This is a genomic window from Riemerella anatipestifer, assembly GCF_035666175.1.
Lineage (GTDB): Bacteria > Bacteroidota > Bacteroidia > Flavobacteriales > Weeksellaceae > Riemerella > Riemerella anatipestifer_D.
In genome coordinates this window covers 734,271-747,293 of sequence record NZ_CP142016.1, presented here as the reverse complement: position 1 = coordinate 747,293, position 13,023 = coordinate 734,271, and the positions used below count along the sequence as shown (strand labels likewise).

The following is a 13,023-nucleotide window of genomic DNA, read 5'->3' as shown; positions in this document are numbered from 1 at the left end:
AAGGCGTTTTTTTAGGTTAGAGGTTAGCTTTCAGAGTTTAGAACTTAGTATAGTCTCATCAATCCTTAAGTCAAATATCCAACCTCTAAAATCTAGTATCCAATATCTAACATCTATAAATTATAAATATCAACAATTTTAAAATTAAATATTATGACAACAAAAACGACAAAATTGAGTGTATTCGCCTTTTTAGGTTTAAGCTTTGTAGCCTATGGACAGTACGATGGTAAAGTGGGTATTAACGAACCACAACCTAAAGCTACTTTAGAAATAACTCCTAATACGGCTAACAAGTCGACTACAGCCTCTACGGTAGAAGGAATTTTAATACCTCGTGTTAGCCGTCTAAGAGCTGCTAATATGGGAACAGGTGTTACAGAGTCTACACTACTTTATATTGACTCTGTGTCTGATGGTACTGCTTCGGGAACAACGGTTAATGTAGATGCTACGGGTTTTTACTTCTTTAAAGGAGGTGTTTGGGTTAAAATGGGTGCAGGAGCAACAGGAGCAGTTACTTTGCAGTCACTTACAGGAGGGATTAGAAAAGTAGTTCAAGCTAATGATACAGAATGGAAAAAAGAGGGTACTTTTTGTTTAATCCAAACTACTACAGCAACTATTGATATGCCTAATCCTGCCAACTATGCAGGGAAAATCCTATCTGTAAATAATCAATCAGGAACACAGTTAAATTATGGTGGAAGTTATCAGCCAATTAGTGCTACCACATTAGATGGAGGTAAAGGGCATATTTTAATGTCAGATGGTTCAGCGTGGTATGTAATAGGAGGAAGTTACTAGTATAAATAAGAGAACTAAAAACAAAAAGAAAAACAATGAAAAAAAATATATTTCTAGCAAGTGTTTTATTGGGAACATTAGCTTACGGTCAAATCAATACACAGTCAAATCCTAATCCAGTAATAAATCAAGAAAATCCTTTTTTAGATGCATCTGGATATAATCGTTCAAATAATAATGTTGGTAAAGGTTTGTATTTTCCAAAGACAGATTTAACCACATGGGAATTTAAAACATCAACAATAAATCCAGGGAAATTCTCTACCTATTTTGATGGGATGATTGTTTATAATACTGGTTCGGGTAAAACTTTAGCGGATACTAGTAAAGGAGGCAAACAAGTAGATGTAACCCCAGGTTTCTACTATTTTAAGAATCTTAACCAAACTTCTCCAAGTGGTAGTGTAGCTAATGGAGAATGGGTAAGATTAAGCGATACCCAAACCAATGACCAACTTTGGGCTCAGAGAGATAATAATAGTATTACAGAGACTTATCTAAAACCTGCTTTGGGACAAGGTGATTTTGTAGGATATCAAAAAGCTAGAAAATATCTATACAATTTAGGAAATGTAGCGGAGGGTGATTTGATACATCAGTATCTTAACAATGCAACAGGATATGTTTCTAATGAAATTCCTTTTGCAACTTTAGTTTCTTCAGATGTGTTACCTCAAACATCAAGTATTGCCGCTGGAAACGGCTTTTATTTTACCTCTAATCAAGCTTTGCTAAAAGAGGCTCATGTTGCCTCTAATCCGTCAAAAACTTATCAATTAGATGAGTCTAGGTTAGTGATTAAAGATGTAACATCTCCAATAGGAGGATTAACAGGAGTTAATTCATCTGTTGATTTGTTCTCTAATGCTGTGGCATCATCTATTTCAGGTATATCAGGTATTACTTCTGTAGGAAGTCAAAATGGAAACTATTCTAGAGCAACTGTAAGTAGTAATACAGGAGGTATTTTTCATTCTAGAAATTATGGTACTTCTACGGATATGTATGGTACAAGAACTTTTGTAAGTAATAGAGGTGTTGCGGATAATATACGCGGAAGTTACATCAATATATCTTCTCAAGTGCTTAACATTGGTCAAACATCTATGCCTGCACACACCGTAAAGGTAATGTATGGAGTAGATAATGTGGTAAATGTATCAGAAAATGCTACGATAGAAACAAGAACCAATGGTATTAGGTCAGCTTCTTATTTTCGTCAGAACAGTACAACTCCAGAACATTACGGTATCTACAATTATAGCAGAACTTATGCAGGAGCTAATGTGGGGCAACTTTATGGAGCAAGATATGCTTTTTATAATGATGCTACAGCTACGGTAGGAGATATGTATGGTTTGTATATAGAAAATGTAAACAAAGGGGGTAATTTTAATTATGCTATTTATACTAATGAGGGAAAAGTTAGATTTGGGGATAATGTAGGTATTGGCGTTGAATCTCCAGCAGAAAAATTAGAGGTTGCGGGTAATGTAAAAGCCACGGGTTTTATAGGTACTAATGCCGCTATCTTCCCAGACTATGTGTTCCAAAAGTATTATACAGGTACTTCTAGCATTAAATCAGATTATAGCTTTAAAACCCTTAGCCAAGTAGAAGATTTTGTAAAAGCTAACGGGCATTTACCAGGGTATCAGTCTGCAGCAGAAATCAAAAAGCAAGGTTATATAGACCTTATGGCAACTCAACTTACCAATGTGGAGAAGATAGAGGAGCTTTATCTACATAGCATAGAGCAAGATAAGGTTTTAAAATCTCAAAAAGAAGAGTTAAAATCTAAAGATGCTAAAATAGCAGAATTAGAAGCTCGTTTACAGAAGTTAGAAGCCTTATTAGTAAAATAGTTTAATGATTCCTTATGATGCCTATCGGTATCGTGAGGAATTTTTATCATCAAAATCAATTACTGTAAATCATTAAAAAGTAGAAATTATGCCAGTAAAATTTAAAGCAATCGAAAGAGGTCAGCCCGGCGTAAGCGGTGGCGGCAACAAAAAATGGTATGCTTCTCCTAATATGAGCGGAGAGAAAACCCTAACCGACCTTACCAGAGACATAGAGAAAATCTCTACGGTAAGCGGAGCGGACATCAGAGCGGTACTTTATGCCTTGGTAGATGTAATGCAGTCGTCCTTAGCTAATGGACAAATCGTTCGTCTGGGAGAGTTGGGCAGTCTGCGAGTGAGTTTCAGTAGTGAGGGTAAAGCTACGGAGAAAGAAGTAACCGCTAGTGCCATTAAACAAGCTAAAGTGATTTTCACTCCCGCTAAAGGAATAAAAGATACCCTAGCGACACTCACTTACGAGAAGGCTTAGGATAACTCCTAAGTCCCCTTTAAAAAACCGATGCTTATAAAATCAAAAACTTATAGGCATCGGATTTTTTTTAATAAGCATAAAAATAATTTTTATAGGCATAGAATTTATAGGCTATACTTTTGACTTTACCCAAACACTTGCGTTAGGTTTATTTCAAAGCGATAAATACGTATGTGTGTCCTTTTGTCTTGAAACAAAAGGACCAAAAGTTCAAGACTAGAAAACTACGGCTAAAAATGCGACGTCCATTCTAAAAGCCCTAGAACTCACGCCAAGGCTAAGCCCGACGTTTGTTCAAACAATAGGTCTTTTTTAACGAATGGACTCCCCATTTTCTTAACGCCTCCGTTTCCTTAGGTCGGAGAATGGGGTGGTTACTATATATGGTAGAGAATACTCGACCTCTAATCCCGACGGCGTTAAAAACCTCATTACTAAAGGCGTTAAAAAAGTTTTACTGTTTGAGCAGGCGTTGGGTAACGAGTTGGGGCGAGTTTTAAAACTTTTAGCCTTTGTGAGTATTTTTTAGGCATAGCCACCAGAACCTTGAATTTTTGTTTCTTTTGTTTCAAAACAAAAGAAGGTAAATAAATATATATCTGTACTTTTAGTTTGACCTAAACCTAACGCAGTGGTTCGGCGTAGCCAAAAGTACCAAAAAGTTAAGACTAGAAAACTACGGTTAAAAATGAGTCTTCCATTCTAAAAGCCCTAGAACTCACGCCAATGCTAAAGCCCTACGCTTGTTCAAACAATAGGGCTTTCTTAACGAATGGAAGCCCCATTTTCTTAACGCCTCCGTTTCCTTAGGTCGGAGGGTGGAGCAGTGATAATTTAGAATTGCTTTAAACGGTCTTTGCTCGGCAGACCGTTGATGACGGCTAAGTGATTGTAATTAAAAGCGGTTTTAGAAATAAGCATCTCTAAAAAACGATGCCTATAAGTCTTGTTTAGGCTTTATAGGCATCGATTCTTGGAGTAAGACAGAAAACTATTTTTACCTTAAAATGTGTCTAACTGTTCCGATAGGCTTTCCCATTCAGACATAATAGCTTCTAGTTCCTTTTGTAAGGTTTGGTATTTTTCTAGTTCCTGCTCCGTAGGATTGGTCTTTGCAAATATATCCTCTAGAGTTGCTATTTCAGTTTCGTAGTCGGCTATTTTCTCCTCTAGCTTCTTTATTTTGTTTTGTAGGTTTTTTTGCTCTTTAGAGATAAACTGAGGTTTCTCTACCACTACAGGCTCTGCTTTAGGAGGAGGTGTTTTGGCTTTTTCTTCTAGCTTAGATTTTTCTACGGATATTTCTCTGATGCTTTCTTTTTGTCGGTATTCTAGGTATTCGTCTATGTTACCTAAAAACTCCTTCATCTTACCATCTCTAAACTCAAAAATCTTATCGCAAAGCCCTTGCAAGAATTCCCTGTCGTGAGAAATAACGATAAGCGTGCCTTCAAAATTCTGTAAGGCGAGTTTTATAATTTCCTTGGACTGTATGTCTAGGTGGTTGGTAGGTTCGTCCATAATCAAAGTATTGAACGGACGCAACAACAACTTACATAATGCCAATCTATTTCTTTCGCCTCCAGAAAGCACTTTGGTTTTCTTGTTTACGGCATCGCCTTGGAAGAGAAAGCTCCCTAAAAGATCTCTTACTCTAGGTCTGGTTTCTTCTGTGGCAGCATCTTCGGCTTCTTCTAGTACGGTTTTGTTTGGAGTGAGTACTTCCTCTTGATTTTGGGCAAAGTAGCCGATGTTTACATTGTGTCCTAAATTCCAATTTCCTGAATAATCTTTAATCTCTCCTGCGAGTATTTTGGCAAGGGTAGTTTTACCTTGACCGTTTTGTCCGAGTAAGGCTATTTTTTCGCCTCTTTGGACGAAAAAATCTACACCGTCAAAAACCTGTTTTGTGCCGTAGGCTTTTCCTAAATTTTCAGCTTCAAAGATTACTTTTCCAGGAACGATACTCTGCACAAACCTAATGTTGAACTTGGAAACATCTTCGTTATCTATTTCTATGCGTTCTATTTTTTCTAGTTTTTTAATCAAGGATTGAGCGAAAGAAGCCTTGGTAGCGCTAGCACGAAATCGGTTGATGTTGTCTTCCATTTGCTTGATTTCGGCATCTTGGTTCTTTTTAGCTTGTTCTAGTTTCTCTCTTCGTTCCTTGCGGAGCTCTAGGTATTTGGTGTAGTTGGCTTTGTAGTCATCTACTTTTTTATTATTGATGTCAAAAGTTCGGTTGCATACCGAAGTCATAAATTGCTTGTCGTGGCTTACCAGTACAATAGCCCCAGGATAATCTTTCAGGAAGTTTTCTAACCAAATGATGGACTCCATATCCAAGTGGTTGGTAGGCTCGTCCAGTAGCATAAGGTCGTTCTTTTGGAGGAGTAGTTTGGCGAGTTCTATCCTCATACGCCAACCGCCAGAAAACTCATCGGTTATCTTTTGGAAGTCGTCTGCTTTAAAGCCTAGTCCCAAAAGTATTTTCTCCATATCGCCTTCTAGGTTGTAAGCATCGTGATGATGAAGCAAGTCGTTAAGCTCCGTCATACGATGAATGAGCTGATGGTAGGCATCGCTTTCGTAGTCGGTTCTAGTGGCTAGTTGGTGATTAACTTCGTCTAGCTCTGCTTTCATCGCGTTGATTTGTTCAAAGGCTTGCATCGTTTCGTCCCAAACGGTTCTACCTTTTACAAAATCTAAATCTTGCTTTAAGAAACCTATGCTGATGTTACCTTCTGGGATCACTTCGCCTTCGTAGAAACTTATTTCGCCCGAAAGCATTTTGAGGAGTGTAGATTTACCAGCTCCATTTTTCCCAACTAAACCTATTTTATCTTCTTTTTTTATAGTGAAATTAACATCACGGAACAGATAATTCCCCGAATGATGCAACCCTAAACTCTGAACTGAAAGCACAATGTCTAATTTTAAATGATTAACAATTTAACGAACGGCAAAAATAAGGAAAATAACCGTACTATGATTTTTATCCATATTGGCAATTGGTGTTGTAAAAAATATTAGTTTTGTACTCGTGAAAAAGGTTTTAGCTTATATAATGTTAGCGATTATAATGCTGGTTTCTTTCCAGCAGAGTATGATTGTGGTTCATTTTAAGCTCAACCAAAGCTTTATAGAGGCAAATTATTGTATTAACAAAGATAAGCCTCAGATGAATTGTCATGGTAAATGTTACTTAGAAAAAGAACTTAAAGACAATCAACAAGACGATGTTTTGGTGGGTCTATCTTTATATGAAACAGTTGTTTTTGTGCTTTTGGATAATGGGTTGCCTACCTTTGATAGCGTTTTCTATGAAAATTCTGAACGCAAGATTATATCCAAAGACTTCTTTGTTCTAGGAGATGTTTTTGACCAATCGTTTCGCCCTCCTATTTCGTTAGCTGTTTAATCCTTTTATTTTTAGAGTGTCATTGTTTCCTTTATTTTGATAAAGGAAAGATGGTGTGTATCGTTTCGGATATGGCAGTGATTGTCACTCATTCGGGACTAGTTATGAACACTTTTTATGCAGGTGTTCTATCTAATCAATTTAATCAGTTTAACTAAATAGAAAAAATTATGAAAAAATATATCGTGTTTGCTTATGTCGCAATCATTTTAAGTTTGGTGGTATCTTGTAATAGAGATGAAGAGCCAACTATAAATACTAACGATAAAAACTCTGTAACACTAAAATTTGAAAACTTCTTTAACGGACAGGCAATGTATGGGCTTTCTGGAGTCTATACTTCGTCATCATCTCAGAAACACAAGTTTACCACTTTAAAATACATCGTGAGTGATGTTATTCTAGTAAAATCCGATGGTACGGAGGTTAAATATCATTACCAAAATTCAGACAAAGGGGCTTATATCGTAGACCAGTCAGAGGAAGCAATAACGCATAATTTTGTGTTAGAGGAAATTCCTGCTGGAGATTATAAGCAAGTTAAGTTTGGGCTAGGTATTTCTCCTGATGCCTTTATTTTAGGGCAAGAAAAACAGGCTTTGTTTTGGGATAAAGCTAAGACTAACGGTATGAGCTGGAGCTGGGCAAGTGGCTATAAATTTGTGAATTTTGAAGGAACTTATTCTGACACTTTAGACAAAAACTTCAAAATACATATAGGTAACATAGGAAATCCACAACAGAGCAATACTCCTGATGTTTATAAAGTTGTTACATTAGACTTACCGCAAGCGGCTAAGGTAAGAAAGGCGATTGCTCCTCAAATACACATTATGGCGGATATTAACCAATTCTTAAGTGGTAAGAATAAAGTGGTTTTATCAGATGATAATGCACAGGCAATGCACCCTAGTAAAGCTATAGTAAGAGAAACAGCAGAAAACCTTTCGCTTATGTTCAGTGTAGACCATGTTCATAATAACTAGGCTACTATTTCCAATAAATTATTTTTAATTATAAACTCTACCTGAAGCCCAATCTTTGGGTAGGGTTTAAATAAATTACGGAAAAAATGAAAAGCTACATTATCACAGGACTGGTGGTTCTTGTTTCTGTGCTTTCTTGTCGGAATGATGAGGCAGAAGTTCAGTATCCTATAGACCAACCTTACACATTTGGAATACCATCTAATTTTCCAGAAGTGAAGTATAATTTACAGGCTAATAAACCTACGGAATATGGCGTTCAGCTAGGGAAAAAGCTATTTTATGACGGGAGATTAGCCAAAGATAATGCTGTAGCGTGTGCTTTTTGTCATATTCAAGCAGATGCCTTTACACATCACGGGCACACGGTGAGCCACGGAGTAGAAGGTAGAGAAGGTTTTAGAAACGCTTTGCCTATTCAGAATATGATTTTTTTGGATAAATATATGTGGGACGGCTCTGTAACCGATTTAGAGATGCAACCCATTATTCCTATTTCTGCACATGAGGAAATGGACGAAACCATAGAAAATATTACGCAGAAGATTAAAGACGATAAAGATTATAAAAGACTTTTTACCATTGTGTATGGCGATGACAAAGTTACGGCTGAAAGAATTTTGAAGTCCATCACACAGTTTATGTCTATAATGATTTCGGCTAACAGTAAGTATGATAAAGTGGTAAGAAATGAAGGAGAAAAATTTACAGGGGAGGAGGCGAGAGGTTATGCTATTTTTAAGCAAAAATGCGTAGCATGTCATTCCACAGATTTGTTTACAGACCAAAGCTACAGAAATACAGGACTGCCTTATAATCCTATATTAAAAGATGAAGGTAGAAAAAGGGTAACAGGCAAAGATTCTGATTTTTTGAAGTTTAGAGTGCCTAGTCTTAGAAATGTGGAATATACCGCTCCTTATACTCACGATGGTAGATTTTATACATTAAAGGCATTACTTGATTTTTATGATTCGGGGGTTATTGACAATCCTAACTTAGATCCTGAGTTTAGAAAGGTTAAAGGTAGAGTAGGAATTCCTTTAACGGAGCAAGAAAAATATGATCTTATTTTGTTTTTAAAAACATTAAGTGACACTCAATTTATTACTAACCCAGCATTTTCAGAATAGATGATGAAACAGATAATTTTAATTTTTAATTTATTTAGTCTATTGACTTTACAGGCTAAAGACAGTATTAGTGTTAAACCAGCTAGTTTTCCTATCCAAGCTCTAAGGTGGTTAGAGGAAGATTGCGATGCGTGTGGGTGTGCGGTAGGTAATGCGGCTTCTGGCTTTGAAAGCATACTCAATCCTCAGTTTATTGGGATTAAATATCTTTACCAATCGTATGAATCTAAAAGTAATATTTTAGATGCTCATTTTTCCGTTCCAGAACATTACAACACGGTACAAATCTGGGGGCGTATTCCACTTCATAAAAATGTAGATGTTTATGCCAATTTGCCATTTCATTTTCATAGCAGATATACAGATACCAAACAAGAATTAAGTGGTGTGGGAGATGCGTCGGCATCGGTTATTTATAAACTTAATTTAGATAAAGAAGATTCGCATAGGCTTAATTTTGGAGTTGGGGTTAAAGTACCACTAGCTAAATTTGATGAGAAAACGGCTAACTCCTATAATCCGAGTTTTCAAAGAGGTACGGGAAGTTGGGACTATTCTACCATTGTTAATTATACTTATATGAAAGGACAATGGGCTGTAGCACTTTCTACCGATTATATTTTCAAAAATCAAAATAAGTATTATTATCGCTTTGGAGACCAATGGAATACCTCTGTTACAGGGTATTATATCAAAGATTTTGATAGTTTTAGACTATCTCCGAGGTTGGGAATTTCTACGGAAAAGTATTTCCAAAATGTGCAGGTGGGAGAAAAAGTGCCTCATACAGGCGGTTATTTGGTGTTGAGCAAATTGGGGGCGGAGTTTTCTTTTCGTAAGTTTAATATAGGTTTGGAAAGTCAATTGCCTTTGCGTTCTGAAATAGCTGTCAATTCGGTTAGGATAAATTCAAGACATTCTGTTTACCTCAATTTTAATCTTTAATTTATAAAGGAGTAGATTTTAGCATTTGATATTTATAGTTTATTTTTGAGGTAAATTATAAGTTCTCCTATGATGCTGATAGACTTTTCTAAAGAGGTAGATTTAAAACAACTTCAACCTAATACCGATTTTGAATATCAAGTTCTGAATTTTTTAGAAGATTGGTATTCGGAAAAGCCTTGCGTTTCGGTAAAAACATCAGGTTCTACGGGTGTGCCTAAAATATTTGAGGTAGAAAAGGAAAGAATGAAGGCATCTGCGAATATGACCTGTGATTTTTTAGGTCTAAACAGGTCAAATAAGGCATTACTCTGTTTGCCAGTGGAATATATATCGGGCAAAATGATGTTGGTAAGGGCTATGGAGCGAGGTTTGAAGTTATTGATAAAAACGCCTTCCGTTAGTCCTTTAGAAGATTTAGACGAAGAAATTGATTTCTGTGCGATGACGCCACTCCAAGTGGAGTATTCTTTGGGAAAGGTAGATTTAATTAAAAAACTAATCATTGGTGGTGCGGCTGTCTCGGAGTCTCTTAAAGCAAAGCTAAAAGGTGTTGCATCTCACATCTATGAAACTTACGGAATGAGCGAAACGCTTTCTCACATTGCGTTAAAACAGATAACGCCAAATGAGGAGCTCCATTTTAAACCATTGCAAAATATATTTTTAACTCAAGATGAACGAGGGTGTCTCTGTATAGAGGCACCTCTTCTTACTTCGGAAAAGCTCATTACTAATGATTTGGTAGAACTAAAAGAAAGAGGCGTTTTTAGCTTTTTGGGTAGAGTAGATAATGTTATCAACTCTGGTGGAGTGAAGATAATCCCAGAGCAATTAGAGGATAAATTAAAGAAAATAATCCCGAATGAGTTGGTATTTACTAGTGTTTCTGATGCTATTTTAGGCGAAAAATTAGTATTGGTAATAGAAGGAAAAGCATCACAAGAAACTCAAAAATTACTTGGCGAGATAGCGTATGATAAGCCCTACCACGCACCAAAAGAGATTGTTTTTTTAGATGAAATTCCTAGAACTCCAAATGGCAAAGTCAATCGTGTGGAGTTGAGGAAGCGATTGTAATGTAAAGGCTAAAGGAGAGGGTGCTCTTAAATTTACAAAACATAAATTATGAGTAAAATTTATATTTTTAGTGGGCTTGGAGCGGATAAAAGGGCTTTTGGAAAAATTGATTTTTCAAATTACGATTATGAGTTTATAGATTGGATTGAACCAAAGGATAGAGAGAGTCTTGAAGATTATGCATTTAGGATTTCAAAGAAAATTATTACAAAAAAGCCGATTTTGATTGGACTTTCATTCGGCGGAATTGTAGCAACAGAAGTGGCTAAACATATTGCAACAGAAAAAGTTATTTTGATTGCATCGGCAAAAACAAAGTTTGAAATTCCGAAATTATATAGATGGTTTGGGAAACTTAAAATTGATAGGTTAATTCCTGAAAAGCTCTTGAGGTATCCAAATGTATTGCTATATTGGGCTTTTGGTGTAGAGAATAATTCTGATAAGATTTTGCTTTCTGAAATTATAAAAGATACAAATCCTAAATTTTTAAAATGGGCAATTAGAGAAATTTTACATTGGAGGAATATTTATGTAGGGAATAATACGATACATATTCACGGAACAAAAGACCGAATCCTACCTTATAGAAATATTGATAGCCCAATAAAAGTGAATAATGGAGGTCATTTTATGATTATTAACAAATCCAAACTATTAACACAAATTTTAAAGGTGGAAATTAACAAGAATTTAGAAGTTTAGCTTTCATTTTTAGTAAAAAATTAACTCGTGCTTTAGAGGGTAACGCTTAATTTTGCCGATATTATTTTAGTTGATGTATCGAAGTTTATTATTTTTACTCTTGTTGGTGAGCGTGTGTGTCAAGTCTCAATTTTTTGTAGGAGAAGTTCTTGTGGAAGACCACTCGGAGGTTTATTTAACTCCAATCTATGTTACCAACTTGGAAACTAGAAAGACAGTACTGTGTGATTACAAAGGAGCTTTTAAAATAGCGGCTTCCAAAGGCGATGTCATTAGGTTTACCTCTATTACTACGGATAGAACAGATATCACTATTACCGAAAAACATCTAGTAACCTACAATAATATTGTGGAGCTGAAAATGGCGTATAATGTAATTCCTGAAGTTAAATTGTCTAAATTTAAGCCTAGTGGTATTCTGAAAAACGATGTTATAGCACTAGATGATAAAAAGTCACCGTTGGCTCTCAAGCAAATCATAGGACTTCCAGAATCTAAAGGAGACGGAACACCACCAGAGGCTCCACCTATTGCATTTGTAGGAGGTGGTTTAGGGGGTGGGGTGGTTATTAGTGTAGATGCTATTTATGATGTGATTTCGGGAGATAGAAAAAGAAAACGCCGCTTATATGCCTACGAAAAAATGATGAAAACTACGGCGGCTATCAGAAATTATTATGGGGACGATTATTTTGTTTCTATGAAAATTCCTAAACATATGATAGATGATTTTCTACAATTTGTATATTCTTCGGAGGAGAGTGTTTTTGCTTTAGTACAAAACAATAAGTACGAAGGAGTTAAAGTCTATTTTGAAAAATACTTGCCAATATTCCAAAAGAGAATGAAAAATACCACCATAATGGAAGTCGTTAAATAGACTTTAAAATTGTATTTTTGCACTCGTTAAAAAATAAGTTGTGGGAAAAAATAAATTAGGACGCTTTGCCGAGAATAAAATACTTAAAAATGTATTTCAGCCAACTAGAGAGGAGGCTTTAGAAGGGTATCCTTTGGCAGGGCAGTGGAGAGAAAAGGTTTTTAAAAATGATAATCCTATAGTGTTGGAGTTAGGCTGTGGGAAGGGCGAATATAGTGTAGGCTTGGCAGAAGCATTTCCGAATAAAAATTTTATAGGAGTAGATATTAAAGGTGCCAGGTTTTGGTTTGGTGCTAAAGCGGCTTTGGCTAAAGGGTTAGACAATGTTGTTTTTTTAAGAACCCAAATTGAACTTATTGACCGCTTTTTCACAACAGATGAAATAGACGAAATTTGGATTACCTTTCCAGACCCTCAAATAAAATATCGCAGAACCAAACATAGGCTTACTCACCCTGAGTTTTTGGACAGATACCATAAAATACTCAGAAAAGATGGTGTGATTCATTTAAAAACAGATTCTGAATTTCTACACGGCTATACTTTAGGTTTGTTGCAAGGTCTAGGACACGAGATAATTTCTGCTCATCACGATATTTATGGAGCTCCAGAATACGACCCTGAAACGCCACTATTGAGAGACATAAGAACTTATTATGAAGAATTGTTTTCATCAAAAGGTAAAACAATTACTTACATTAAATTTAGATTGAAGAAATAAAATAA

12 protein-coding genes are annotated in these 13,023 nt (G+C 35.9%); 11 read left to right on the top strand and 1 reads right to left on the bottom strand.

Annotation, left to right across the window (positions count from 1 at the left end; all coding sequences use genetic code 11):
• The first annotated feature begins 153 nt into the window (after window positions 1-153).
• The 3 genes from VIX88_RS03770 to VIX88_RS03760 all read left to right on the top strand — a co-directional run bounded on the left by VIX88_RS03770 (window position 154) and on the right by VIX88_RS03760 (window position 3,144).
• The gene (locus VIX88_RS03770; RefSeq protein ID WP_064970621.1) at window positions 154-807 is read left to right on the top strand and encodes a hypothetical protein; all 654 of its coding nucleotides are present in this window, start codon (window positions 154-156) and stop codon (window positions 805-807) included.
• 35 nt (window positions 808-842) lie between these two features.
• A complete protein-coding gene (locus VIX88_RS03765) occupies window positions 843-2,672 on the top strand; it encodes a hypothetical protein (RefSeq protein ID WP_064970623.1) in 1,830 nt (609 codons plus the stop codon).
• 88 nt (window positions 2,673-2,760) lie between these two features.
• Window positions 2,761-3,144, top strand: a complete 384-nt coding sequence (locus VIX88_RS03760; RefSeq protein WP_064970625.1) for an HU family DNA-binding protein — start codon at window positions 2,761-2,763, stop codon at window positions 3,142-3,144.
• 1,005 nt (window positions 3,145-4,149) lie between these two features.
• On the opposite strand, the gene VIX88_RS03755 is transcribed toward VIX88_RS03760, so the two are convergent.
• The gene (locus tag VIX88_RS03755) at window positions 4,150-6,072 is read right to left on the bottom strand and encodes an ABC-F family ATP-binding cassette domain-containing protein (protein ID WP_052911747.1); all 1,923 of its coding nucleotides are present in this window, start codon (window positions 6,070-6,072) and stop codon (window positions 4,150-4,152) included.
• 142 nt (window positions 6,073-6,214) lie between these two features.
• Between VIX88_RS03755 and VIX88_RS03750 the strand changes: the two genes are divergently transcribed.
• From VIX88_RS03750 to trmB, 8 genes are all read left to right on the top strand, one after another.
• Entirely contained in the window at window positions 6,215-6,568 is a 354-nt protein-coding gene (locus VIX88_RS03750) for a hypothetical protein (protein ID WP_041321078.1), read from the top strand.
• A 170-nt stretch (window positions 6,569-6,738) separates the two neighbouring features.
• Complete coding sequence (locus VIX88_RS03745; RefSeq protein WP_064970627.1) at window positions 6,739-7,554, top strand: MbnP family protein; 816 nt, start codon at window positions 6,739-6,741, stop codon at window positions 7,552-7,554.
• 86 nt (window positions 7,555-7,640) lie between these two features.
• Window positions 7,641-8,687 (top strand): cytochrome-c peroxidase, encoded by a 1,047-nt coding sequence (locus VIX88_RS03740; RefSeq protein ID WP_064970629.1) that lies wholly within the window; start codon window positions 7,641-7,643, stop codon window positions 8,685-8,687.
• Window positions 8,688-9,632, top strand: a complete 945-nt coding sequence (locus tag VIX88_RS03735) for a transporter (RefSeq protein WP_064970631.1) — start codon at window positions 8,688-8,690, stop codon at window positions 9,630-9,632.
• A 69-nt stretch (window positions 9,633-9,701) separates the two neighbouring features.
• Complete coding sequence (locus VIX88_RS03730) at window positions 9,702-10,712, top strand: AMP-binding protein (protein ID WP_222535142.1); 1,011 nt, start codon at window positions 9,702-9,704, stop codon at window positions 10,710-10,712.
• 48 nt (window positions 10,713-10,760) lie between these two features.
• On the top strand, window positions 10,761-11,417 hold the full coding sequence (locus tag VIX88_RS03725; protein ID WP_214194049.1) for an alpha/beta hydrolase: 657 nt from the start codon (window positions 10,761-10,763) through the stop codon (window positions 11,415-11,417).
• A gap of 73 nt (window positions 11,418-11,490) precedes the next feature.
• Entirely contained in the window at window positions 11,491-12,297 is an 807-nt protein-coding gene (locus VIX88_RS03720) for a hypothetical protein (protein WP_014615133.1), read from the top strand.
• 40 nt (window positions 12,298-12,337) lie between these two features.
• Complete coding sequence (gene trmB / locus VIX88_RS03715) at window positions 12,338-13,018, top strand: tRNA (guanosine(46)-N7)-methyltransferase TrmB (protein WP_161398897.1); 681 nt, start codon at window positions 12,338-12,340, stop codon at window positions 13,016-13,018.
• Window positions 13,019-13,023 lie beyond the last annotated feature (5 nt).